Source organism: Myxococcus sp. MH1, from assembly GCF_059738865.1.
The window spans coordinates 1,453,992-1,477,301 of sequence record NZ_AP026947.1 but is presented as its reverse complement, the minus strand read 5'-3'; the positions used below and the strand labels follow the sequence as shown (position 1 = coordinate 1,477,301).

The window sequence follows — 23,310 nt, the reverse complement described above, 5'->3', positions numbered from 1 at the left end:
CAATCACTGCCTGCGCCCCTCGGGACGAGACCGTGGTGGACAGCGGACATCCGGCCCGTCCCCCAGGGCGAGCCCCCACCCGCTCACCTGTCCGGCGGGCCGCGCAGCAGGGTGTCCAGGCGCCGCAGCGAATAGCGGACCATCGCCACGGGCTCGGGCGACAGGAGCAGCTTCGCCGCCATCCAGCGCGGACGGCTGTGCACCAGCTCGGTCGCCACCAGGCGAGACTCGGAGAAGAACCTCCGCCCCAGGCGCCTGCGCCACCCCGAAGGCGCGAGCGCGGCGAGGACGTCCTCCGGCACCGGCGCGCCCAATAGCCGCCGTGCGACCTCCCAGCCGTGGAAGACGAGCTGGGGCAGCCCCGAGTCCCGAGCCCCCTCGATGACGCGGTCCCAGTCCAGGCCCCGCGCCGCCAGGAGCTTCAGGTCGAACAGCCACGCCAGCCGCTGCAGCAGGTGGTGGCTGGCGTGGAGGGCCAGGTAGACGGCCTCGTCCTCGGGGCCAAGCCACCGCACCCGGTGGCCGTCCACCGTCCCTTCCACCGCGCGCGCCAGCAGCGCATCGCCCTCGAGCGCCCTGCCCCAGCCCGCCAGCGCGCGGAAGTGCAGCTCCACGAGCCCCGCCTTCCCCTCCAGCTCCAGGTGGTGCGAGTCCACGTGCGCGTGGCGCCCATCGCGCGACGGGCGCACCGTCAGCCCCAGGCTGGTGAGCTGGTGCACCGCCGTCGCCACCTCGGTGCGGGACACGAGCAGGTCCACGTCGCGCGTGGCGCGCTGGAGCGGATCCGGGTACAGCCTGAGCGCCAGGCCGTAGCCCTTGAGAGACACCGGCGTGATTCCCTCGCGGGACAGCGCCTCCAGGCTCTTGAGCAACAGCGCCTTGACCTGGAGCGAGCGGGCCGCGCCGGCGAGTGACTCCCGGCGCAGCAGCGCGCTCGACTCCGAGGGGAGCTGCCACCCCGCCTGTCCCACCGCGTGGGCCACGAACCCGGCGAGCCCGTGGCGAACGGCGCTTCGCACGAAGGTGTCCGCGTCGGCGCCCTGGGGAGCGCGAATCTCCGGGGGCTCCGGCCAGGCGCGCAGCAGCCCGACGAGGGGGCTCGGGCCTGGGCGGGTCGTCATCGGCGCAGCGCGATGACGCGCCCGGGTTCAGCGTCCGCGACGGACAGGAACTTCACGGCGCGCTCGGCGATGGCATCCGCCACCAGCTCCAGCGCCAGCTCCTCGTCCCGGTCGATGGCGTCGCGGCCATCGCGCCAGATGAGCAACAGCGAGCCGAGCACCTGGTCCTCGTCCTTCACCTCCAGCCTCCGCTCGAAGGGCAGCGACAGCCCCGCAGCGCGCTCGGTCTCGAAGACGATGCCCTCCACGAGCTCGTCGTGGGCCTGCTGGAAGCGCAGCTCCTGGCGCGACACGCCCAGCACGTCCGCCAGCGGGCGCACGGAGCTCCAGACCTCCTGCGGCGAGCGAGCCTCACGCACCGAGCCGATGACCTGCTTCACCACCGAGCGCAGCCGGAGGTTTCGCTGACGGCGCTGCTGCATGTCCCCGGCCCGGCCCAGGTCCAGGTAGCCCAGCTTGCGCATCATCACCGCGATGACCACGCCCATGCCGCACAGGAGCAGGGCGCTCTGCGCGCTGTTGGCGAAGTTCAGGCCCAGCGCGGTGAGCATGAACAGGCCGCACAGGGCATACAGCACCAGCACGGTGGAGCGGTGGCTGAGCACCATGCGGCTCATCACCCGGTGATGGATGTGCTCCTTGTCCGCGCTGAACAGGGGCCGGCCCAACAGCGAGCGGCGAATCACCGCGAGCAGCGTGTCCATGATGGGCAGGCCCAGGGCCATGATGGGCACGAGCATGGCCACCGCGGTGCCGCTCTTGGTGCTCGTCTTGATGGAGACCGCCGCGAGCACGAAGCCCAGGAACATGCTGCCCGTGTCCCCCATGAAGATGGAGGCCGGGTTGAAGTTGAAGACGAGGAACCCGAGGATGGCCCCCGCGAGCGCCGCCATCAGCAGGCACAGCAGCACGTCGCCTCGCGACAGTGCGAGGATGAAGTTGGTGCTCACGCCGAAGAACGCCACGCCGCCCGCGAGCCCATCCAGCCCGTCGATGAGGTTGAGCGCGTTGACCACGCCCACCATCCACAGCACGGTAAAGGGCAGGCTCAGCGCGCCCAGCGTCAATTCGGGGCCGAAGGGATTGGCGATGACCTCGATGCGGAAGCCCAGCGCATACAGGCCGAGCGCCACCGCGAACTGCACGCTGAACTTCAGCCGCGCGTTCGCGCCCCGCAGGTCGTCGTAGAGCCCCAGCGCGGCGATGACGCCACCGCCGACGAACAGGCCCATCACGAGGTCGGTGTGGGAGCGGAAGTTGTGCCCCACGCCCGAGTCCACCAGGAACAGCGCGCACAGGGGCGCGAAGAAGCCCGCGACGATTCCGATTCCCCCGAGCCGGGGAATGGGCCGCACGTGGACCTTGCGACTGGAATTGGCCTGGTCGAGCCAGCCCCACGCCAGGGCCTGGTTGCGCACGACGTACGTGAGCCCCAGGGCGACCATCAGCGAAACGAGGAAGGCAACGAAGAAGGTGATCATCGAGATGGGCCGCCTTCGTCATGCTGACGGTGAGCGTCACGGCGCGTCAATGAATGTCGTTGTGCGACACCCCGATGTCGCACGAGTCGTCCCTCGCCGAGCAACCATGCGGGCTGCGGCGTGTCATTGTTGACCTCGAACGGAACCGATTCCTCGTCGGCGGAGAATGCGAGAGGCCGGCCCTGCTGGCAGGCCCTTCGTCGTCCGCTGTTGACGCCTTCGCTTCGGGGGACACAATGCGCCCACCTCTTGCGCATGCCTCCCAGGACATCCATCCGCCTACAAGCCCACGGGCCACTGCCGCTGGGAGCAACCCGTTGAGTGGCGAGCTCGCGTCTCCGCGGCGCATGGATGGGCTGGATGTGCTGCGGGCCTTCGCCATCCTCGGGGTGCTGGTGTTCCATGCGCCCGCGGCGGTGCATGACGCCGTGCCGTACGCGGTGCGCTTCGCGTTCGCGCACGGGTGGATGGGCGTGGACCTGTTCTTCGTGCTCTCGGGCTACCTCGTGGGTCGGCAGGTCTTCGCCACGGAAGAGGGGCCCACGCTGGGTGCGCAGCTGCGCACCTTCTGGCTGAAGCGCTGGATGCGCACCCTGCCGCTGTACTTCGTGGTGCTCGCGCTCTACGCGCTCAAGCCGTGGCTGGTGGGCACGCCGTTCGTGGGAGGCGGCTGGCACTACGCCCTGTTCCTCCAGAACTTCGGCCACCCGCGCGACTTCGTGCAGAGCTGGTCCTTGTGCGTGGAGGAGCACTTCTACCTGGTGCTGCCGCTGCTCGCCTTCGCGCTGGGTGGGCGACGCTGGCCCGCGTGGGCATGGCTGGGCTCGGTGGCCTTGAGCGTCACGGCGCGCTGGCTCTTCTCGCGCGGCCTGCCGGCGGACGTCACGATGTCGAGCCTGGACACGCTCGCGCCCTGGTCCACCGAGCTGCACCTGGATGGGCTGGGCATCGGCGTGTTCCTGGCGAAGACCGCGCCCACGTGGAGGAGCTGGTCGCCGCGAGGGCGGATGCTGTGTGGCCTCGTGGGCGTGGGCGTGCTGGCGCTGACGGTGGGGCACCACGGCGCCATCGTGACGACGACGAACCACGTCTGGCTGTTCGCTGGACTGGCGGTGGGCTTCGGCGGGGTGCTCGTGGGTATCGAGTCGCTCCAGCTCCCCCGGGTTCCGCGTTGGGCCATCTATCAAATCGCGCTGCTGTCCTATGGCGCGTATCTCTGGCACGGGCTCGTGCTGCGAATAGTGGAGCGGCTGGACCTCCGCCTGGGCGCGTGGGGGCTGGACCTCCTCGCGTACCTCGCCCTGACGTTGGGCGTTTCGTGGGTGACCTACGTCGCGGTGGAGAAGCCGTGCCTCAAGCTGCGAGACTGGCTGTTGACCCGAGGGGCGCTCCCGCCCGGCGTCTTGTCTCCGTAGGAATGCCATGCAACGACTGAGGGATCACCTGACGCCGCTGAGCCAGCTCCGGTATCTCGCCTGGCGGGCGATGCCGCTGGGGCGTGAGGTGACGGTGAAGCTGCGCTCGGGGGAGAAGCTCTCCCTGAGGCCGCCTCCCGCCGAGGACCTGGCCACGGCGTACGAGATGTTCGTCGCGGAGGTCTACCGTCCCCCGTTCTCCGTGCGGACGGACACCACGCTGCGCATCGTCGATGTCGGAGCGAACTGCGGACACTCGCTGCTGTTCTGGGCGAAGCACTACCCACGCGCGCACGTCGTCGCCTTCGAGCCGCACCCCGTCCATCTGGCGATGCTGGAGCGCAACCTGGCGCTCAACGCACTGACGCCGCGAGTGTCCCTGCACCGAGCGGCGGCGGGTGTGAGCGCCGGTGAGGTGGGCCTGCTCGACGCGGAGAGCGCGTCCACCATCGTGGATGCGAGCGAGGGGCGCTCGCTGCGCGTGCCGCTGGTCGACTTCTTCGAGGCCATCGGCGACGAGCCCATCGACCTGCTCAAGATGGACATCGAGGGCGGGGAGTACGCGCTGCTGGAGGACCCTCGGTTCGCGCGCCTGAAGATCCGCACGCTCATCATGGAGTGGCATCGCACCCGGGAGCGGCCGGACGGCAAGGTCTGGTGCGAGCAGCGGCTCGCGGCGCTGGGCTACGAAGTCACGCAAGGCATCTGGAGCAGCGAGGTGAACGGGCTGCTCTGGGCGCGTCCTCGTGAGGCCGAGGCGCGTCCATGAGTTCGCCGGGCGCGACGGTGGTCATCCCCACGTACAACGGAGCCCGGCGCGTGGAGGCGCCGCTGCAGGCCCTGGTCGAGCAGCAGGCGCCGAGCGGGTGCTTCGAGGTGGTGGTGGTGGACAACAACTCCTCGGACGGCACGGCGCGCGTGGTGGAGGAGAGCGCGTCCGTCGCGGAGCTGCGTCGCCGGGGCGTGGACGTGCGCGTGGTCCCCGAGCCTCGCCAGGGGTTGCTCTTCGCGCGCCTGTGCGGAATCCACAACGCGCGGCGCGAGGTCATCTGCTTCCTGGATGACGACAACATCCCCGAGCCGAACTTCATCGCCGACGGGCTGGCGCACTTCGAGGACGCGGGCGTCGGCATGGTGGTGTCGCGCATCTATCCCCGGTACGAGACGCCGCCTCCGCCGAGCATCTCGCGGCGCGAGCACCTGCTGGCCATCAACCACCGGATGGGGGATGCGCTCATCGACTTCGGAGCGGAGGCGACGCTCGCGCCGACGATTGGCGCGGGGCTGTGGATGCGCCGCTCGGCGATATTGGACGCGGTCCCTTGGCGCACGCCCGAGCGACTCATGCCGGGCCGGCTGGGGAAGCTGATGGTGAGTGGGGAGGACATCGAGCTCGGGTACCTGCTGGGCAAGGCGGGCCATCGTCGCATCTACGGGCCCACGCTGAAGGTCTGGCACGTCATCCCGAGCAGCCGCTTCGAGACGCGCTACTTCATCCGGCTCATCATGGGCGTGGTGCGCAGCGAGAAGACACTCGAGGCCCGCTACCTGGGACGACGCATGGGAGCGCTATCCCGACTCAAGGAGTGCGCGCGGCTGGTGGGAGCGGGACTCGCGAGTCCGGCGCTGGCGCTCCGGGGAGACTCGGTGCGCGAGGTGTTGTTCGTGCTGGCGAGCCGCTGGGCGCAGGTGCAGGGCCCGTATGCGCAACTGCACGAGTCGCGCTGATTGACGCTCATGGCGCTCCGGTCACGTCGCACCTTGGGTGAGTGTCTCGAAGGCCGGGGGAACAACCTGGACTTCCTGCGCTTCGCCGCGGCCACGGGCGTCATCGTCAGCCATGCGTTCCCATTGGGCGAAGGCGCCGCGAAGGCTCCCGAGCCATTGATGGACTTCACGCGCGGACAGCTCTCGCTCGGGCTGGTCTGTGTGGCGGTGTTCCTGGTCATCAGCGGCGTGCTCATCACACGGAGCTGGGAGCGCAGGCCCGACGTTCGAGCGTACCTCCTGGCGCGCACGCTGCGAATCTTCCCCGGGCTCGCGGTGTCGCTGTTACTGACTGTCTTCGTGCTCGGCGCCGTGTTCACCGCGTCCCCGCTGGCGGAGTACTTCACGTCGAAGGACACGTACACGTTCATCCTGCGCAACTTCACCCTGGTGGAGCCGCAGTGGATGTTGCCCGGGGTGTTCGAGGGGAACGTGTACCCAGGAGCCGTCAACGGCTCGCTGTGGACGCTGAAGTACGAGGTGGGCTTCTACCTGCTCGTGCTGGGCCTGGGCGTCACGGGGTTGTTGCGCAAGGAATTGGCGCTGGTCGGGTGGTGTGTCACGGCGGGGTTGTCGCTGCTGCACATCGGGCGGCTGGGGTTCTGGCCGAACCTGGGGCTCGCCTTCGGGGGCGGGCTGGTGCTCTATCTCTGGCGCGAGCGCGTGAGAATGAGCCCGTGGATCGCCGCGGGCTGTGTGCTGGTGCTCGTGGCCACGTCACTGCTGGGCAAGGGGCTGTCCATCGCCATGGGCTCCTGTGGCGCGTACCTGGTGGTCTACCTCGCATTCCTCCCGAGCCGGCTCGCGAGCTTCGGGCGCTACGGGGACTTCTCGTACGGGCTCTACATCTACGCGTTTCCGGTGCAGCAGGCGGTGGCGGCGCTGATGAACGGCGCCACGCCGTGGTGGTTGAACGCAACCCTGGCGTTCCTCCCCACGCTCCTGCTCGCCGTCTTGTCCTGGCGACTCGTCGAGCACCCCTGCATCCGGCTCAAACCCGTGAAGCCCCACGTGGAGCCTCGGGTTCAATCAAGGCCGGTCTAACCCAGCCATCGCCCCAACAGCATCACGCCCACGGTGAAGACCATCGAGGCCGCGCCGCATCCCAGGAACCAGAGTATCGAGTAGAGCTGGAAGCGCGGACGCCGAACCGGGCCCGTCACGAAAACCACATACTCCACCCAGTCGCTGCGCTTCTGCGGCCATTGGCCCGTGACCGCGACCGCGGCCAAGACACGCATCCCCAAGATTCCCATCAGACCGATTGCAGTCCCGCCAGAGAACGCAAGAAAGGTCACCAGGGTTCTGGCATCCATTTCGCCTCACACTCTTGCGTCATCGGTCTTAACGGCCAACCGTATGTCCGCTGGCCGTAGAGCATCACCGCGATGATGAACCCGAACGCGAGGGCCCCGCACACGAAGAACCACGCGATGCCTAACAACTGGAAGCGGCGAGACTTGATGCCCCCGAGCAGGAGCATGAACTGCCCCCACTCCCGCCACCCCAGGGGTAATCGCCCCATGACGGCGGCCCCTACAAACACGCGCATCCCCAGAATCCCAATCAATCCGAGCAGCACCCCGCCTGAAAGAGCGACCGTCGAGAAGGCGTCCTTGGTGTACACGGTCCCCTCGCGTCGAGCGTTCACGCGGACTGTCCACGTGACATGATTCTGCCCGGCGCAGCGGAGCAGTGTCCACACACCCGCGGCGCTCTCGTCGGACCTGTGCCGCTCGACCCAAGAACGAGTGGCACGGACTACGTCACGTCAGGCTCGACCAGCAGCGCCGCGCCAATCGCGCCTGAGAGCTCACCCAGTTCCGCGACCAGCACCGGGGGCTGTCGCTCCGTCATGAAGACATGGGGGCTCATGGCCTCATGAATCCGCCCGGCATACTCGACACCCAGTCGTGAGCCCAATCCTCCGCCCAGGATGACCGCCTCCACATCCAGCAGGTTGATGGCCGACGCGATTCCGACACCCAGCATGTGCACCGCGCGCTCGATGAGCTTCGTGGCCAGCGCGTCCTCCTCCTCCAACGCCTTCTTCCAGATGCTGCTCGTCAACCGAGTGCGCTGCTTCTTGCGCATCAGCTCGAACAACTGCGTCTTCTCGCCCTTCTCCTCCGCTTTACGCGCGTCACGCTCCAGGTTTCCGCGTCCGGCGTACGCCTCCATGCAACCCCGCCGGCCACATCCACACCGCGCCCCTCCGGGCTTCACCACCATGTGGCCAATCTCTCCGGCCGCCCCTCGGCCTCGCCAGGGAACACCGTCCAACACCAATCCTCCCCCCACCCCGGTGCCCCACCACACCCCCAGCACCGAGCGATAGGGACGCCCCGCCCCCAGCCGATACTCCGCCGCCACCGCCACCTGGACGTCGTTGCCCAACACCACCTCACCTCGGGTCAGCTCGGACAGACTCCCCGCCAGCGGAAACGGAGCCGTCCATCCACGCCCCACGTTGCTCACCCGCGCCAGCGTCCCCGCGTTCGCATCCACCGCCCCAGGCGCCCCCACGCCGACGCCTCCCAATCGCGTCAGCCGCAGCCCCGCCGTCTGCACCGCGTCCTCCAGCGCGCCGTACATCTCGCGCACCACGTCCTCCGGCTCGCCCTGCGTGGGCGTCGGATGCCTCGCGTGACCTATCGGCTTGCCGTGCCCGTCGATGACCACGGCTTCGATCTTCGTCCCGCCCAGGTCGATGCCTCCCCACACCTTCCCGCGTCGCGGAGTTCGCGACCTGCGAGACGCCACCGTCCTCTTCGAGCGGACCCGATCCATGTCCAGCCTCCGAGCAAGGGCCACACAAACGTCCCTCGGAAGATGCGCAGACCTCGCTCCGTCCGGCAGCCCGTAGGGCCGCCTGCTGTGGAGAGACTCAAGACGGACAAGGCCCTGGCCGCTCGGCCGGACTCAGCGACGGCGCATGACGTGCGCCAGCCGCCTCACCGCCACCTTGGGCAGGAACCCCAACAGATAGCGCCACCGGGGAACCTCCCGATGGAACGGCAGCCCCCGCCAGTACAAGTCCAGCGCGAGGTCCATCCGCTGGTGGTCCACCATCACGTGTGACACGTGCCGCGTGGCGTACAGCAACATCTCCAGCCGCTCGCGCCTGCGCTCAGGGCCTCCGGGATAGCGGCCCAGTCGCTCCTGCATCAACTGGTACGCCATGCCCTGATGCGCCGCCTCCAGCATCGTCGACTCGGAGCCGTGGTGCTGGCGATAGCCCACCATCACCGGCGAGCGCACCCACGCGAAGCCCCGCTCCGTCCCCAACCGGAACAGCAGGTCGTAGTCCTCCGCGACGATGCGCAGCGGCGTGAAGCCCTCCACCTTTCGCAGCGCCTCCGTCCGCACCGCCAGCACACAGGCCGTGCGCGGCGTCCGGTCCAGGGCGCTCGCCAGATAGTCCGCGAACGGTGACGCGCGCACGGGCTCACGGACCACCCGCGCCAGCTCCGACTCGTCACGGAAGGTCACCGACGTGCCCATCACCACCGTCGGACTCCCGTGCTCCTCGATCACCTGCCGATACGACGACAGCGTCCACGGGAACCACAGGTCGTCACTGTCCAGGAACACCACGTACTCGCCCCGGGCCGCCTCGATGCCCCGGTTGCGCGCGACTCCCGGTCCCGCGTTCACCTGCTGGAGCACCCTCACGCGCTCGCCCAGCCGCGACAGGACCTCCAGCGTGTCGTCCGTGGAGCCGTCGTCCACGACGAGCACCTCGTAGTCCCGCTCCTCCTGCGCGAACACCGACGCCAGCGTCCGCTCCAACAGCCGTGCCCGGTTGTACGTGGGGATGACGATGGAGAAGAAGGGCATGTCCTCAGACCCGCGTCCGCAGCCCCATCTCGGAGATGCGCAGGAACGTGGCGAGCTGCCGCCGATACTCCCTCAACTCCATGCGCCCTCGCAGCAACGTCTGCGTCAGCACCAGCGAGTTGTACGGCAGCGTCCCCACCAAGATGGCGCGCAGCATCCACTCGCGCATCCGACCGTGATGCTTGCGGAAGTACGCCACCCGCGTGCGCCACAGCTCCACGCGCACCTTGTCCGGACCCGTGGCCGAGGGACGGAACGAGCGGCTCGTCAGGTGCGTAATCACCGCCTCGGGACAGAAGGCCACCTCCCAGCCCGCCTTCCACGCCCGGACACACCAGTCCGTGTCCTCCGTGTTCCCCAGGGGCGACATTGCCTCGTCGAGCAGCCCCACCTCCGCCAGCGTCTCCTCGCGCACCACGATGCACGCGCCGAGTACCCAGTTCACTCGGGCCTCCTCGTGCCCGTACTGCGCCGGGTCGATGTCCTTGCGTTTCAAGAAGTGCAACGGACGCGGCAGGAACACCAGGTCGAACAACTGCCCCGACAACGACATCGGCCGGAAGGTGCAGTTCTGGATGGTGCCATCCGCGTTCAACAGCCGCGCGCCCGCCATCCCCACCCGCGGGTTCTCATCCATGAACCGCACGAGCGAGTCGAACGCCCCCTCGTGCACGATGGTGTCGTCATTGAAGATGCAGAAGTAGCGCCCCGAGGCCTGCCGCAGCACCTGGTTGTGATTGGCGGAGAACCCCTTGCGCGCGGTGTTGAAGAGCCAGCGCACCTGCGGGAAGTCGCGCCGCATCGCCTCCACGCCCCGTCCATCCGTGGCGTTGTCCACCACCCACACCTCGAAGGTGCACTCGCGCGTCGTCGCGTACAGCGTCCGCAGGCAGTCGTGCAGCAGCTCCGGGTTGCTGTGGTTGACGATGGAGATGACCAGGTCGGGCTTCGACATCGAATGCCTCACGTCCTTCATGACGCCGGGCTCGCCGGCGCGGACCGGGCCGCGCGTCGCGCCCGGACGAACTCGATGATGTCTCGCACCTCGCCCACCATGGAGCGCAGCCCCGGCAGCAACTCCCGCGCGAGGACGAGCAACAGGAACAACACCCCGCCCACGCCCCACCGCGCCCAATCCCCCTCGGGGCCCCACCTCCAGGCCACCAGCGCCGACACCGCCAGCAGGAAGCCCACCGAGACCAGCGGCTCCACGACCTGCCACATCAACCCTCGCAGCCCCGGGTTCAGGTGCGACACGCGCCACGCCGTCACCCCGACCTCCAGCATCGACACCACCAGGCCCACCGGTCCGATTCCCTCCAGCCCCCAGCGATGGATGGCCCAGGTGCCGAGACTCCACTTCGCCACGCCCACGCCCACCACCACCGCGAAGCGCTCCCAGGGCCGCCCGCCCGCGTTCTGCGCCGTGGCCAACAGCCCCGTGAGCGTGATGAGCAGGCACTCCAGCGTGAACCACTGCACCAGCGGCACCGCGGCAATCCAGCGCTGGCCGAAGAACAGCGGCACCAGCACCGGCATCCCCAGCACCGCCACCGGCAACGTCAGGAGCAGCGCCGCGGACAGCCGCCGGAGCGACGTCTTGAGATACTCCGCGAACCCGCTCGGGTCGTCCTGCATCCGGCAGTACGCGGGGAAGGCCACACGGTTGAGGACCACGCTCAGCATCATCGGCGTGGAGGCGAGCGCCCAGGCCCAGTTCACCAACCCCACCACGTCCTTGCCCAGCACCTGCCCCACCACCAAGGGCACCCAGCCCGCGACCAGCGCCGCCACCAGCGGAGGCAGTTGGAACGCCAGCCCGTATCCCAACAGCCGCTTCAACACGTCCCGCTGGAAAGTCCCGCTCGGACGCCACGGGGACGCCCACGCGATGCAGACCAGCCCCACCGCGCCTCGGACGAGCGAGCCCACCACCAAGGCCCAGGCCCCCATCCCCGCCGCCGCCAGGGCCAGGGTGGCGGCCACCTGCGCCACGTTCTCCACCAGCTCCGCTCGCGCGATGGTCGGGAACGCGAGCTTCCGCTCCAACGCCATCAACGGAATCACGCGCAGCGAGGACAGGAACAACCCCAGCGCCATGGCCCACACCATGGGCACGGCTTCCGCGCCCAGCGCGTAGCCCTCGGTGAGCACGGGCGCCATCGCGCACACCGCGGCCACGATGACGGCGGTGAGGGCCTGGTGGCTCCAGAAGATGGTGAAGGTCTCGTCCTGGGTGGGCTCGTGCGACTGACGCACCAGCGCGGCGCTCAGGCCCAGGTCGCCCAGGAACACACCCAGCGAGCTGGCGTAGGCGACGATGCCGAACAGGCCGTAGTCCGAGGGGAACAGCAGCCGGGAGAGCGCCAGCGCGCTGATGACCCGCAGCCCTTGCGAGGCCACGGTGCGCAGCACGAGGACGACCATGCCCTTCAGGGCACGGGCCTTGACCTCGCCGGTGTCCACCTGGGGTGCCGCGGTCGCATTCATCGCAATGGGGGCTGACTGCTTCCGGGCCGCGGTGAGAAGGCCGGCCTGCGTGGACGGCACCCACCCGCGCTCGAGGCTCGAATGAGGGCTCGATGCTAGCGAGGCACCTCTCCCCTCACAAGCGACACGCGCGTGTGCCGCGTGGGTCACCAGAGGACCAGGGCCCGCTCGGCCGCCAGGGTGCCGCACTCGTGGTTGCCACCCAGGAAGGCGCGAGGCTACGGTCCGCCCGCCATGTCACCGAGCCCATCCCTCTTCCAGTTCCTCAAGCGCGAGGTCCTCGTCGCCGAGCACGAGGTGTTCCACCGCACGCTGAGAGAGACGCTCGTGGGCACCTGCGACAGCGTGCTCGACATCGGCTGTGGCTCGGGCTCTCCCTTGAAGCACATCTCCCACGAGTTCTCGCGCACCGTGGGCGTCGATGGCTACACCGCGAGCATCGAGCGCAGCCGCGCCGCGGGCATCCATCAGGAATACCACCAGTTGGACCTGCTCCAGGTGGGGCAGCACTTCGCGCCCAAGAGCTTCGACGCGGTCATCGCGCTCGACGTCATCGAGCACTTCGACAAGCCCGAGGGCTATCGGCTGCTGGAGATGATGGAGTCGCTCGCACGCAAGCGCGTCGTCATCTTCACGCCCAACGGCTTCCTGCCGCAGGACGAGTGGGACAACAACGTGCACCAGGTGCACCGCTCGGGTTGGGAGGTCTATGACTTCGAGCTGCGCGGCTACCGTGTCACCGGCATGAGCGGCCTGAAGCCGCTGCGCGGAGACTTCGCGCTGCCGCGCATCCGGCCCGCGCGCCTGGGCAGCCGCCTGTCCATCCTCACCGAGCCGCTGGCGACGCGTGTTCCGCAGCTCGCCTTCCAGCTCTTCGCCGTCCGCGACATGGAGGCCTCCTGAGCCGTGGAGGCCCCCACGTGGCATCTGCTCACGGGTGAGTATCCGCCCCAGCCCGGCGGCGTCAGTGACTACACGGCCCTCGTCGCCCGGGGGCTCGCGCTCCGAGGTCAGCGGGTCCACGTCTGGGCTCCCGGTGACACGGGCACGCTCGACGAGCAGGGCGTCACGGTCCACCGCATCCCCGGGACCTTCACTCCACCGGGCCTGGTCCGGCTGACGCGTGAGCTGGACCGGTGTCCCGGACCTCGGCGGTTGCTGCTCCAGTATGTGCCGCATGCCTTCGGGATGAAGGCGATGAACGTGCCATTCTGCGCCTGGTTCTCCTCACGGGTGCAGGACGAGCGCTGGGTGTTCTTCCACGAGATTGTCTACCCGTGGAGTCTGGCTTCGCCCGTGCGGCACCAGGTGCTCGCGGGCGTCACCCGTGTGATGGCGCGACTGGTGGCCCGGGACGCTCGGCGCATGTTCGTCTCCATTCCCACCTGGGCGGACCATCTGCCCTCCGCGCTTCGCGGACGCGCGGAATGGAGACCGGTTCCCAGCACGCTGCCCACGGAGGTGCCCGAGGACCTCGTGCGCGCGGTGCGCGAGGAGTTGGACGCGGGCCTCTGGCTGGGCCACTTCGGAACCTATGGAGCCGCGATTCGCGGGCCGCTCGAGACGGTGCTCGTGTCGCTGCTGCGCGCGGACGAGCGGCGGCGGTTCCTGCTGTTGGGCCGAGGCAGTCGTCACGTCGCGCGGGAGCTGGGCGAGCAACATCCCGGGCTCACCGCGCGAATCGTCGCGCGCGAGGACCTCGCGCCTTTGGAGCTTGCGGCCCATCTGTCCGCGATGGACGCGTTGATCCAGCCCTACCCGGATGGGGTCAGCACCCGACGCACGTCCGCCATGGCGGGACTTGCGCTGGGCCGCGCGCTCGTCACGCAGACGGGACTCCTGACGGAGCCGCTCTGGCGTGAGTCGCACGCCGTCGCCCTTGCGGGTGACACGAGCCCCGGTGCGATGATTGAAGTCGCCGAACGGCTCCTCGCTCGGCCGGAGGAACCCGTGGCGCTCGGTGAGCGCGCGGCTCGGCTGTATCGGGAGCGCTTCGCGCTGGAGCACACCGTGGAGACGCTCCTCTCGGATATCGGGAGTCGCTCGTGAAGACGTCACTCGAGCTCGCGGTGCTGATGGACCCTCGTGAGGAGGGCTGGCACAGCATGGACCTGGTGGGCGAGGCGCTCCTGGAGGAGCTCGCTGCACACCCTTCCGAAGTCTCCGCGCATGCGCTTCGTCCCCCCATCCCCTCCGTGGCGCGACGGGTGCCTGGAGTGGGCGCGCGGAATGCCGCGTTCAATGTGGACCGGCTGCTGACCCGCTTCGGTCTCTACCCGGCTCGGGCGCTGCTCTCGCGGCCCTGGTTCGACGCCTTCCATGTCGTGGACCACAGCTATGCCCAGCTCGTCCACGCGCTCCCGGCTTCGCGCACGGGGGTCTACTGTCACGACCTGGATGCGTTTCGCTCCGTCGTGGAGCCACACCGTGAGCAGCGGCCCGCGTGGTTCCGACTCCTGGCACGGGCACAGCTCCGTGGTCTCGAGCGCGCCGCCATCGTCTTCCACAACTCCCAGGCCGTTCGTGATGAGCTCCTCGCCCACGGACTCGTCGACCCCGCGCGCCTGGTCTGGGCGCCTCTCGGAACCTCGCCGGAGTACAGGCCCGAGCCCGTTCCCGGCGACCAGAGCGAACAGGTGCTCGCGTCCCTCGAGGGCCGTCCGTACCTGTTGCACGTCGGGAGCGCGATTCCGCGCAAGCGACTGGATGTCCTCTTCGAATTGTTCGCCGCGCTGCGTGCACGGCATCCAGACCTGCGGCTCGTTCAGCAAGGTGGCGCGCTGAATGCGGCGCAGCGAGAGCAGGTCGCTCGTCTGGGGCTCGGCGATGCGCTCGTGCAGCCCCCCTTCCAGCCTCGCGCCACGCTCGCGGGACTGTACCGACACGCCCAGGCCGTGCTCATCACGAGCGAGGCCGAGGGCTTCGGCCTGCCCCTCATTGAGGCCCTCGCCTGCGGCGTCCCAGTGGTGGCGAGTGACTTGCCCGTGCTGCGCGAAGTGGGCGCGGACACGTGTCTCTACTGCCCTGTCGGCGACCTCGCTGCGTGGACGATGACCGTTGACGCGCTTCTCTCGGGGAAGCTGTCCCCGCCTCCACTAGACGCCCGCCTCGCTCGCGCGGCGCGCTTCACGTGGAAGGCTCACGGTCGAACCATCCTGGACGCGTATCAGCACCTCTTGCGCTGAAACCGACACACGGCTCACAGCGTGACGTGGTGCTCGATGAACGCGCCCGCGTGAATCTCCAGCGAGCCGCTGTACGTCGTCGCGGCATCCCGGCCCCGCACCTCCAGCCGATGGATGCCCTCGGGCAGCTCGAGCACGTAGCGCTCCCCGTGACTCTTCCCGTTCACGAGCACCTCCCTCAGCGGAGGCCCGCTCACCCTGAGCACCACGGTGCCCGTCCCTGGCACCTCGCTCACCAGCGCCGGAGTCGACTGGCGACGCATGGAGGCCGCTCGCGCCTGTGACAGGAACGCCCAGCCTCCGACCACCAGCACCAGCGCAAGCGCTCCGCCCATCCACCACTTGCGCGAACGCCGAGGACGCACCGTGCGGTGGTCCAACGCCGTCTGCTCCAGCAACATCGTGGGCGCTTCCACATTCGTCCGCTGGTCCGAATCCGCAGCCGGGGCGCGGCGCTCAGGCATCCTCGCCCGCCGCACCTTCGCCTTGGGAGGCGCCTGCAACGGCGCCATGGAGAGCCGCGTGGCCCCTTCCGAGAAGCTCGCGAGGATGCCCTTCAGTTCCCGACGCACCGCCTCCGCCGACGTGGGCCGCGCCGAGGGAGCCTTCTCCAAGAGCCGCGCCACCAGCGCCGCCAGCGAGGCATTCACCTCCCGATAACGCGACACGGGCGGAGGCGGCGTGCGGACATGCTGCAGCACGATGCCCATCGCCGACTCCCCCTCGAAGGGCAGCCGCTTCGTGAGCATCTCGAAGGCCATCACCCCCACCGCGTACAGGTCCGTCTGCGGACTCACCTGCTGACCACAGGCCTGCTCCGGCGCGATGTACTCCGGCGTCCCCACCAACGCGTTGGCGTGCGTCTGCGGCGTGCTCCCGTACGGCGCCTCGCTGCGCTTCGCGATGCCGAAGTCGAGCACCTTCACCGACTCCGAGCCATCCCCCTCACGCACCAGGAACACGTTGCCGGGCTTGAGGTCGCGGTGGATGACGCCCACGCCGTGCGCCGCGCCCAGCGCGCTCAACAGCGCATCGAGAATGCGGATGACCTCCACCTCCAGCATCGGCGCGCGCTGCAGGAGCACCTCATCCAACGGCGCACCGTCCAGGTACTCCATCACCAGGTACTGGCCCACGTCGGGGATGGAGCCGAAGCCGAAGATGTCGATGATGCCGCGATGACGGACGGCCGCCGCCGAGCGCGCCTCCGTGGCCAAATCCCTCGCGCGCCCCCCCTCGACGTAGTCCGGGCGGATCACCTTCACGGCCACCCGGCGACCGATGACGGCGTGCTCGCCCTCGTAGACGATGCCCATGCCGCCGTGGCCGATGCGGCGCTTGATGAGGTAGTCGCCCACCTTCGTGCCCACGAGCACGTCGCGCGTGACGGAGTCCTCCCACGTCATGTCGCCCGCGGGAGCCTTCGCCACCAGCGGCCGCACGACCTCCGTGCGCGTCTGCCGGCCTCGCTTGAACGTGGCCTCATCCGTGTCGTCACGCGACTCGGAGCGGTACGCCCCCGCGCCAGCGGCGACACCCGCACGAAAAACCTCGCGCGGGCACACCGTCACTCCCGGCCTGTGGTTCGCACCACAGCGAGGACATTTACGCGCAGGACTCATCGTCGCTCGCATCATGGCCCGGCAAGCAGGCCGGAAGCCATCTCACCCGCGGGTCTCCCAACGGCTCGGAAAACACTTTTCTGGATTCACTTCTCTGGCTTGATTTCATTTCCAAGACATCGCGGCATCCCCATGAGTCCTTGACGGACTGTGACCCAGGGGTGCGGTCCCGCACGACTTCATGAACCCTCATTGACGCCCTCGAAGGGCTCTGCTTCGGTCCATCAGGCGTGCGCGTCCTCTTCCTCAATCCTGTAGGTATTGTCGGCGGCGCGGAGCGCGCGTTGCTCGATTTGATGTCCTGCCTGCGCGAGCTGGACGCGGGGCTGTCGCTCCACCTGTTCTCGGGGACAGAGGGGCCGCTGCTGGAGCAGGCCCGTCGGCTGGGCGTGGACGCGCGCTGCCTGCCACTGCCCTCGCGCCTGTCGAGCCTGGGGGACAGCGCGCTGCGCGGACAGAACCTGGGAGATACGCTGCGCTTCGCGAGCAAGCTGCTCCCGGTGCCCGCCCTGCTCGCGAGCCACGGACACGTGCTGCGACGCGAGGTCTCTCGCCTGCGCCCGGACCTCATCCACTCCAACGGCATCAAGTCCCACCTGCTGAGTGCCGTCACCGCGGGCCTGCCGCTCCGGCGCGTCTGGCACGTCCACGACTTCCTCGGTGAGCGTCCCCTGGTGCGACGTGCGATGGGCGCCCTCGCACCGCTGGCCTCGGCGGCCATCGCCAACTCGCGAGCCGTGGGAGACGACACCCGTGAGGTGCTCCCCAAGGTGCCCGTGCAGGTCGTCTACAACGGCGTGGACGTGAGCCGCTTCGCGCCGGACACGGGAGACACCGCCGACCTGGACGCGCTCGCGGGCCTGCCTCCCGCCCCGGTGGGGACGTCGCGCGTGGGACTCGTCGCCACCTATGCACGCTGGAAGGGCCAGGACCTCTTCCTGGAGGCCGCCGAGGCGCTGACGCGCGTGGAGCCGTCGCTGCCCGTGCGCTTCTATGTCGTCGGCTCGCCGCTGTACCAGACGGCGGGCTCGCAGTTCTCTGAGGACGAGCTGCGTCGCCTCATCGCGCGGCGCAACCTCACCGGACGCGTTGGGCTGGTGCCCTTCCAGCCCGACTCCGCGCCCGTCTACCGCGCGCTGGACGTCTTCGTGCACGCCAGCACGCGACGCGAGCCCTTCGGTCTCACCATCGCGGAGGCCCTGGCCTGCGCGCGTCCCTCCATCGTCTCGCGCGCGAGCGGCGCCGCCGAGGCCCTCACCGATGGCGTGGACGCGCTCACGCTGACACCAAACGATGCCCCTGCCCTGGCGGAGGCGCTGCGTCGGCTGCTGACCGATGCGTCCCTGCGTGCCCGGTTGGGCGCCGCGGCCCGGAGCACCGCCGTGGAGCGCTTCTCCCGCCAGCGCTACGCCCGCGAGATTCTCGCCGTGTACCGCTCGCTGCTGGGCGGACAGCCCGCCTCTCGCGCGGGTTGACCACCCTGGGGGGCTCTGGTTTCGTCCGCCGCTCACTGGAGCTTCCGTGCAGCGGCCTCGCAGACTCGTCACCGTCTCGCACTCATACGTCGTCACCCTCAACCGGCGCCTCGCCAACGAGATGGCCCGCGTCGGAGGCGGCGCTTGGGACGTCACCGCCGTCGCGCCTCGCTTCTTCCACGGTGACCTGCGCCCCATCCACCTCCAGCCGGACTCCGACGAGCCCGCGAAGGTGGAGGGAGTGCGAGCCTTCCTCAGCCGCTCACCCCACGCATTCGTCTACGGCCCCGAGCTGCGCGAGCACCTGCGGCGCGGCGTGGACCTGGTCCATGCCTGGGAGGAGCCCTTCGTCCTCGCGGGGCTCGAGGTGGCCCTGCTCACCCCGCGCCGCGTGCCCCTCGTCTTCAGCACCTTCCAGAACCTCTCCAAGCGCTACCCGCCGCCCTTCGCACAGACGGAGCGCTTCGTCGTCGGGCGCAGCACCGGGTGGGTCGCGGGCGGCCAGACGGTGAAAGACAACCTGCTCGGCCGACCGGGCTATGCCGCGCGCCGCTCCTGCATCATCCCCATGGGCGTGGACACGGAGCTGTTCCGACCGGACCGCGCCTCGGGCGAGGCCGTGCGACGCGAACTCGGGTGGAGCGCGGACGGTCCTCCCGTCATCGGCTACCTGGGGCGCTTCGTCCCCGAGAAGGGCGTGTCGCTGCTGATGCGCGTGCTGGAGCAGCTCCGCACACCCTGGCGCGCGCTGTTCGCCGGAGGCGGCCCCATGGAGGCGGAGCTGCGCGCCTGGGCCGCGCGTCACGAGGACCGCGTGCGCGTCCTCACCGGCGTGCCCCACGAGGGCGTGCCGCGCGTGCTCAACGCCATGGATGTGCTCTGCGGCCCGAGCCAGACCATGCCTCGGTGGAAGGAGCAGTTCGGCCGCATGCTCGCGGAGGCCTTCGCGTGCGGCGTGCCCGTGCTCGCGAGCACCTCCGGCGAAATCCCCCACACCGTGGGCGACGCGGGACGGCTGCTGCCGGAGGCGGATGACTCCGCGTGGGCTCGCGCGCTCTCGGACGTGCTGGAGAGCCCCGAGCTCCGACGCGAGCTGTCCTCACGCGGCCGCGAGTGGGCCGTGCGGCGCTTCTCCTGGCCCGTCGTCGCTCGCGCGCACCTGGACTTCTTCGAGGCGCTGCTCGAGCGACGCTGAGGCGTTCAGCCCTCGCGCTCCATCACCTGGACGATGCCGGCGGCCATGTCATCCCACGTCCACGCGCGCAGCCGCTCCGAGAAGGCCGCCACGTGGGGCGCCCACGCCGCCTCGTGCTCGCGCCATGACTCCAGCGCGCGCACCAGCCCGTCCACGTCATCAGGGTCATCCAGGAGCAGGCCGTCGAGCTCCGCCGGATAGCGCTCGGCCACGCCCGCCGAGCGGCTCACCAGCGCGGGCAGTCCCGAGCACAGCGCCTCGTGGACGCCCAGCCCGTAGGCCTCGTACCGCGTCGGGGACACCAGCAGGTCCGCCGCGGACAGCAGCGCGGGCACATCCCGTCGGAAGCCGAGGAACTCGATGCGCCGCTCCAGCCCTCGCGTGCGCGCCTCCTGCTCCCAGGCCTCGCGCTGCGCGCCCACGCCCACCACCTTCAGGTCCACGCCCCAGTCACCGTGCGCGTGCAGCCGCGCCCACGCGTGGAACAGGGAGTCGAAGCCCTTGCGACGGTCTCCCAGCGCGCCCACGAAGAGCGCCACGCGCCGCGCCTCCGGCCAGCCCAGCTCCGCGCGCGCCGCGCGTCGGGCCTCGGGCGACACCGGATGGAAGCGCTCCGAGTCGTTGCCGTAATAGACGACGTGCACCCGCGCCTCGGGAACCCCCGTGGCCGCCACCAGGTCCGCGCGTGTCCGCTTCGAGTTGGCCAGGATGACGTTCGAGCGCCACAGCGCCTTGCGCTCCTCGCTCACGAAGCGCGCGTGCCCCACCCGGCCCTTCACCTGACGCAGCACGCCGCCGACGTGCTCCGAGACATAGGCCCCATGCACGTAGTGCACCCAGTTGGCGCCAGGCACGACGCAGTTGCCGCCGTTGGCCAGCACCCGACCGCCCTCGGCGCGCGTGCGCAGCGCCCACGCCTTGCCCATCGCGGCCAGCAGCGGCTCGCCGAGCAGATAGGAGTTCGCGGGCTTGGGCACCTTCACGAAGCGCACGTTGGGGAAGCCGAGCAGCTCGTCCGCCACGCGGTGGGCCACCAGCCGCACGGGACCGCCCTGCTTCGCCAGCCAGTGCGCGAGCGCCAGGTTGGCGCGGTCCATTCCACCCGTGGCGACGAAATCACCGGCGATGAGCGTGTAGGGTCTTCGCATGCGTCCAGGCGCCGAAGAGCGCCGCGTTGAGCAACCAGAACTCCATGCCCACCTGGCTCATGAAGAACGGATAGCTGAAGGTCAGGGCCAGCGCGCCCAGGTTGTAGGCGAAGATGACGCTTCCCCACAGCCAGAACTCGTCGCCGGAGTCCTGGCGCCGCCGGGCCATCTGGAGCACCCACGCCATCGTCGCCAGGAGCGCCAGGGGGTAGAGCACCACCACCACGATGCCGCCGTCGTAGACCCACGCCGTCCACTGGATTTCGGCCCACAGGGGCGGCTGCGCCGGGTCGGAGTTGTCCCCGAAGTACGCGTTGGCCATGCCGTAGCGCCCCAGGCCCGCGCCCAGCGGATACTCCGGGAGGAAGTACTCGAAGGTGCCCTCGAGGAAGCGGCCCCGGTTGCTGTGATAGACCTCCTCCGGCTTCGCCTCGAACAGGCTGTCCCAGCGCTTCTGCACCGCGTCGCCGCCCACGGCCACGGCCCAGCCGAAGGCGAACACGCTCGCCATTCCCACCACCGCCATCAGCTTCGCCAGCCGCGCCACGCGGCCGGTGAGCACGAGCATGCCCGCCATCGCCGCCAGACAGACGCCCAGCGTCAGCGCAATCGCGCGCACCTGGCACAGGTAGAGGCAGAGCAGCCCCACCAGGATGCCCACGACGCTCAGCGCGCGCGACAGGCCCTTGCGCGAGGACAAGAGGAAGCCGCTGCCGAGCAGCACCGCGTAGAAGCCTCCCGTCGCCGCGCCGCCCGGCATGTCCGTCAGGCCCATGGGGCGGAAGACGCGCGCGCCGCTGGCGGTCTCGAACTCCAGGCTGCGCAGGTAGGAATCGCCCTGCGCCTGCACCGCGGCCGACATCGCCGGCTGGAAGCGGCCCGGGAAGTAGACCTGGAGCACCCCCACCGAGGCGCTGGCCGTGTTGAAGAGGAACAACAGCGTGAGGGTGAGCCGGAAGACGCGCGAGTCGATGGACAGCCGCGTCACCCAGAACAGCGGCGCGATGATGGACAACTGGATGCCCAGTTGCACCACGCCGGCCATCGGGCTGACGGTGCCCGGGTGGAAGAAGTTGAGCGTGGTGATGGCCAGCGAGCCCACCACGAAGGGCACCGCCGGATGTCTCGCCCCGCGTCCGGGGACGAGCACCAGCAGCGCCAGGCTCAACCCGAACGCCAGGATGCGCACCAGCACCCGCAGCGGCGCGATGGCCTCCACCAGCAGCGCGAGCTGACACGCGACGAGCACGCCGATGAACAGCGGCACCAGCCGGCTCGAGGACAAGAAGCCCGTGCGAGGCGCCGCGGGCGGGGCCTCCTTCGTTGGCGCCTGTGCTTGCCGTGGCGTCGCCACCTCCAGGGGCGCGCCCGGCGCGCGGCGCACGTACCTGCGCCCGAGCACACCAGGCCCCTGGAGCTGAGGCCGGGAGGACGGACGTGGCGCGCTCACGCCCCGACTCCCGACACGGCCACGCGCAGGTCCTCGTCCAGGCCGCGCAAGAAGACCTCCGGCGCACAGAGCGCCGCCGCGCGAGCGGGCCCACCCGCGCCCAGCTTGCGCCGCGCCTCCGCGTCCACCACCAGTCGCAGGAGCGCGGAGGACAGCGCGCCGGCCTCGGGCGCGACGAGCCGACCACACGTCTCGTCCACGATTTCCAGCGGCCCGCCCTGCGCCGTCGTCACCACGGGCAGCCCCGCCTGGAGCGCCTCCACGAAGGCCAGACCGAAGGGCTCCGGCGACGTGTTGGGCTGGCAGTGCACGTCCGCCGCGCGCATCAACCGGGGCACGTCCGCACGCTGCCCCAGGAAGCGCACCCGTCCATCCAAGCCGAGCGCTCGCGTCTGCGCGACCAATCCCTCCAGGTAGCGCGACTCCTCCTCGCGCTGAGCGCCCCCCGCCACCCACAGTCGCCAGCCCCGCGCCTCGCGCATGCGGCCCAGGGCCTCGAGCAGCAGCCGGTGTCCCTTCCACGCCTCCATCCGGCAGGCCTGGAGGATGACCACGTCATCGTCACTGGCGCCGAGTTCGGCTCGCAGCGCCGCGCGCTCCGAGGGCTCCGGAACCCGCGCTGGTGCCTGCACCAGGGGATGGCGCACCCGATGCGGAGCCCGGGGATACACGCTGCCAAGTGAACGGGCGGAGTACGCGCTGTTGGCGAGCACCAGGTCCGGCGAGGTGACACCGGCCCAGCGCTCCACCCAGTGCGCACCCGTCAAGGCATCGTGCTGGTAGAAGACCAACGGCACACCGGCCGCGCGCGCCACGGGACCGAACACCGCCTGCGGCCACGCCGCGTGGCAGACGACCACCGCGTACCCGCCGGTCCTCAGCAACGCGCCCAGCGCCCGCCGTGCGCGCCACACCGTCCAGGGCCGCGCCACCCGCACGCTCCCCAAGAGGTGGACCGCGGCGCCCGCCTCGCGCAGCTCCGTCGACAGCCGCCCCTCGAAGCACAGCGCATACTCATGCGCCGTGCCCTCCGCGTGGCGCGAGGACGCCCGCGCCAGCGCGACGAGGAAGGACTCGATGCCTCCGTAGAGGTTGCCGCTGTAGACGTGCAGCGCGCGCAT

General features: G+C 69.9%; 21 protein-coding genes. 9 read left to right on the top strand and 12 right to left on the bottom strand.

Annotated features, from left to right (window positions below; all coding sequences use genetic code 11):
* Nucleotides 1-83: 83 nt before the first annotated feature.
* Nucleotides 84-1,121, bottom strand: coding sequence for a nucleotidyltransferase domain-containing protein (locus AC6JA9_RS06055; RefSeq protein ID WP_497959251.1), 1,038 nt, complete (start codon nucleotides 1,119-1,121; stop codon nucleotides 84-86).
* On the bottom strand, nucleotides 1,118-2,602 hold the full coding sequence (locus AC6JA9_RS06050) for an MraY family glycosyltransferase (RefSeq protein WP_223746132.1): 1,485 nt from the start codon (nucleotides 2,600-2,602) through the stop codon (nucleotides 1,118-1,120). The genes AC6JA9_RS06055 and AC6JA9_RS06050 overlap by 4 nt, the downstream gene beginning before the upstream one ends.
* A gap of 317 nt (nucleotides 2,603-2,919) precedes the next feature.
* Between AC6JA9_RS06050 and AC6JA9_RS06045 the strand changes: the two genes are divergently transcribed.
* The 4 genes from AC6JA9_RS06045 to AC6JA9_RS06030 are packed head-to-tail and all read left to right on the top strand — an operon-like array spanning nucleotide 2,920 to nucleotide 6,828.
* Complete coding sequence (locus AC6JA9_RS06045; RefSeq protein ID WP_497959249.1) at nucleotides 2,920-4,017, top strand: acyltransferase family protein; 1,098 nt, start codon at nucleotides 2,920-2,922, stop codon at nucleotides 4,015-4,017.
* A 7-nt stretch (nucleotides 4,018-4,024) separates the two neighbouring features.
* Nucleotides 4,025-4,786, top strand: a complete 762-nt coding sequence (locus AC6JA9_RS06040; protein WP_408888043.1) for an FkbM family methyltransferase — start codon at nucleotides 4,025-4,027, stop codon at nucleotides 4,784-4,786.
* Nucleotides 4,783-5,745: a glycosyltransferase gene (locus tag AC6JA9_RS06035; protein ID WP_408888044.1), complete on the top strand. Its 963-nt coding sequence runs from the start codon at nucleotides 4,783-4,785 to the stop codon at nucleotides 5,743-5,745. Before AC6JA9_RS06040 ends, AC6JA9_RS06035 begins: the two co-directional genes overlap by 4 nt.
* Nucleotides 5,746-5,754: 9 nt before the next feature.
* On the top strand, nucleotides 5,755-6,828 hold the full coding sequence (locus AC6JA9_RS06030; RefSeq protein ID WP_223783465.1) for an acyltransferase family protein: 1,074 nt from the start codon (nucleotides 5,755-5,757) through the stop codon (nucleotides 6,826-6,828).
* Here the strand turns inward: AC6JA9_RS06030 and AC6JA9_RS06025 are convergent.
* From AC6JA9_RS06025 to AC6JA9_RS06000, 6 genes are all read right to left on the bottom strand, one after another.
* Nucleotides 6,825-6,947: a hypothetical protein gene (locus tag AC6JA9_RS06025; protein WP_255665753.1), complete on the bottom strand. Its 123-nt coding sequence runs from the start codon at nucleotides 6,945-6,947 to the stop codon at nucleotides 6,825-6,827. The two genes, AC6JA9_RS06030 and AC6JA9_RS06025, sit on opposite strands and share 4 nt — an antisense overlap.
* Nucleotides 6,948-7,078: 131 nt before the next feature.
* Nucleotides 7,079-7,411 carry a hypothetical protein gene (locus AC6JA9_RS06020; RefSeq protein ID WP_497959248.1) on the bottom strand — a complete coding sequence of 111 codons (333 nt, stop codon included), beginning with the start codon at nucleotides 7,409-7,411 and terminating at the stop codon, nucleotides 7,079-7,081.
* A 134-nt stretch (nucleotides 7,412-7,545) separates the two neighbouring features.
* Entirely contained in the window at nucleotides 7,546-8,574 is a 1,029-nt protein-coding gene (locus AC6JA9_RS06015) for an ROK family protein (RefSeq protein ID WP_497959246.1), read from the bottom strand.
* A gap of 132 nt (nucleotides 8,575-8,706) precedes the next feature.
* Nucleotides 8,707-9,624 (bottom strand): glycosyltransferase family 2 protein, encoded by a 918-nt coding sequence (locus AC6JA9_RS06010; protein ID WP_497959245.1) that lies wholly within the window; start codon nucleotides 9,622-9,624, stop codon nucleotides 8,707-8,709.
* Between the two features lie 4 nt (nucleotides 9,625-9,628).
* Nucleotides 9,629-10,579, bottom strand: coding sequence for a glycosyltransferase family 2 protein (locus tag AC6JA9_RS06005; protein ID WP_426748025.1), 951 nt, complete (start codon nucleotides 10,577-10,579; stop codon nucleotides 9,629-9,631).
* A 17-nt stretch (nucleotides 10,580-10,596) separates the two neighbouring features.
* Nucleotides 10,597-12,114: an oligosaccharide flippase family protein gene (locus AC6JA9_RS06000; RefSeq protein ID WP_497959244.1), complete on the bottom strand. Its 1,518-nt coding sequence runs from the start codon at nucleotides 12,112-12,114 to the stop codon at nucleotides 10,597-10,599.
* A gap of 234 nt (nucleotides 12,115-12,348) precedes the next feature.
* On the opposite strand from AC6JA9_RS06000, the gene AC6JA9_RS05995 reads away from it, so the two are divergent.
* Genes AC6JA9_RS05995 through AC6JA9_RS05985 form a run of 3 tightly spaced genes read left to right on the top strand, consistent with a single transcriptional unit; the run spans nucleotide 12,349 to nucleotide 15,299 of the window.
* Complete coding sequence (locus tag AC6JA9_RS05995; RefSeq protein WP_223746122.1) at nucleotides 12,349-13,017, top strand: class I SAM-dependent methyltransferase; 669 nt, start codon at nucleotides 12,349-12,351, stop codon at nucleotides 13,015-13,017.
* Between the two features lie 3 nt (nucleotides 13,018-13,020).
* Nucleotides 13,021-14,163, top strand: a complete 1,143-nt coding sequence (locus AC6JA9_RS05990) for a glycosyltransferase (RefSeq protein ID WP_408888047.1) — start codon at nucleotides 13,021-13,023, stop codon at nucleotides 14,161-14,163.
* Between the two features lie 26 nt (nucleotides 14,164-14,189).
* Nucleotides 14,190-15,299, top strand: a complete 1,110-nt coding sequence (locus tag AC6JA9_RS05985) for a glycosyltransferase family 4 protein (RefSeq protein ID WP_497960634.1) — start codon at nucleotides 14,190-14,192, stop codon at nucleotides 15,297-15,299.
* Nucleotides 15,300-15,313: 14 nt separating this feature from the next.
* Here AC6JA9_RS05985 and AC6JA9_RS05980 read toward each other — a convergent pair whose 3' ends face one another.
* Nucleotides 15,314-16,864: a serine/threonine-protein kinase gene (locus tag AC6JA9_RS05980; protein WP_223746120.1), complete on the bottom strand. Its 1,551-nt coding sequence runs from the start codon at nucleotides 16,862-16,864 to the stop codon at nucleotides 15,314-15,316.
* Nucleotides 16,865-17,151: 287 nt separating this feature from the next.
* Between AC6JA9_RS05980 and AC6JA9_RS05975 the strand changes: the two genes are divergently transcribed.
* Nucleotides 17,152-18,396, top strand: coding sequence for a glycosyltransferase family 4 protein (locus tag AC6JA9_RS05975; RefSeq protein ID WP_497959242.1), 1,245 nt, complete (start codon nucleotides 17,152-17,154; stop codon nucleotides 18,394-18,396).
* 46 nt (nucleotides 18,397-18,442) lie between these two features.
* Nucleotides 18,443-19,591 (top strand): glycosyltransferase family 4 protein, encoded by a 1,149-nt coding sequence (locus tag AC6JA9_RS05970; RefSeq protein ID WP_223783474.1) that lies wholly within the window; start codon nucleotides 18,443-18,445, stop codon nucleotides 19,589-19,591.
* A gap of 5 nt (nucleotides 19,592-19,596) precedes the next feature.
* Here the strand turns inward: AC6JA9_RS05970 and AC6JA9_RS05965 are convergent, their stop codons facing one another.
* The 3 genes from AC6JA9_RS05965 to AC6JA9_RS05955 are packed head-to-tail and all read right to left on the bottom strand — an operon-like array spanning nucleotide 19,597 to nucleotide 23,310.
* Entirely contained in the window at nucleotides 19,597-20,739 is a 1,143-nt protein-coding gene (locus AC6JA9_RS05965; RefSeq protein ID WP_497959241.1) for a glycosyltransferase family 4 protein, read from the bottom strand.
* Nucleotides 20,708-22,189 (bottom strand): O-antigen ligase family protein, encoded by a 1,482-nt coding sequence (locus tag AC6JA9_RS05960; RefSeq protein WP_223746116.1) that lies wholly within the window; start codon nucleotides 22,187-22,189, stop codon nucleotides 20,708-20,710. Before AC6JA9_RS05960 ends, AC6JA9_RS05965 begins: the two co-directional genes overlap by 32 nt.
* Nucleotides 22,186-23,310 (bottom strand): glycosyltransferase, encoded by a 1,125-nt coding sequence (locus tag AC6JA9_RS05955; RefSeq protein WP_497959240.1) that lies wholly within the window; start codon nucleotides 23,308-23,310, stop codon nucleotides 22,186-22,188. Before AC6JA9_RS05955 ends, AC6JA9_RS05960 begins: the two co-directional genes overlap by 4 nt.

Excerpts from the sequence above, each read along its gene's own strand:
- AC6JA9_RS06055 (WP_497959251.1), bottom strand. The coding sequence starts at position 1,121 with ATGACGACCCGCCCAGGCCCGAGCCCCCTCGTCGGGCTGCTGCGCGCC.
- AC6JA9_RS06050 (WP_223746132.1), bottom strand. The coding sequence starts at position 2,602 with ATGATCACCTTCTTCGTTGCCTTCCTCGTTTCGCTGATGGTCGCCCTG.
- AC6JA9_RS06040 (WP_408888043.1), top strand. The coding sequence starts at position 4,025 with ATGCAACGACTGAGGGATCACCTGACGCCGCTGAGCCAGCTCCGGTAT.
- AC6JA9_RS06035 (WP_408888044.1), top strand. The coding sequence starts at position 4,783 with ATGAGTTCGCCGGGCGCGACGGTGGTCATCCCCACGTACAACGGAGCC.
- AC6JA9_RS06030 (WP_223783465.1), top strand. The coding sequence starts at position 5,755 with ATGGCGCTCCGGTCACGTCGCACCTTGGGTGAGTGTCTCGAAGGCCGG.
- AC6JA9_RS06015 (WP_497959246.1), bottom strand. The coding sequence starts at position 8,574 with ATGGATCGGGTCCGCTCGAAGAGGACGGTGGCGTCTCGCAGGTCGCGA.
- AC6JA9_RS06010 (WP_497959245.1), bottom strand. The coding sequence starts at position 9,624 with ATGCCCTTCTTCTCCATCGTCATCCCCACGTACAACCGGGCACGGCTG.
- AC6JA9_RS06005 (WP_426748025.1), bottom strand. The coding sequence starts at position 10,579 with ATGTCGAAGCCCGACCTGGTCATCTCCATCGTCAACCACAGCAACCCG.
- AC6JA9_RS06000 (WP_497959244.1), bottom strand. The coding sequence starts at position 12,114 with ATGAATGCGACCGCGGCACCCCAGGTGGACACCGGCGAGGTCAAGGCC.
- AC6JA9_RS05995 (WP_223746122.1), top strand. The coding sequence starts at position 12,349 with ATGTCACCGAGCCCATCCCTCTTCCAGTTCCTCAAGCGCGAGGTCCTC.
- AC6JA9_RS05985 (WP_497960634.1), top strand. The coding sequence starts at position 14,190 with ATGGACCCTCGTGAGGAGGGCTGGCACAGCATGGACCTGGTGGGCGAG.
- AC6JA9_RS05965 (WP_497959241.1), bottom strand. The coding sequence starts at position 20,739 with ATGCGAAGACCCTACACGCTCATCGCCGGTGATTTCGTCGCCACGGGT.
- AC6JA9_RS05955 (WP_497959240.1), bottom strand. The coding sequence starts at position 23,310 with ATGCGCGCGCTGCACGTCTACAGCGGCAACCTCTACGGAGGCATCGAG.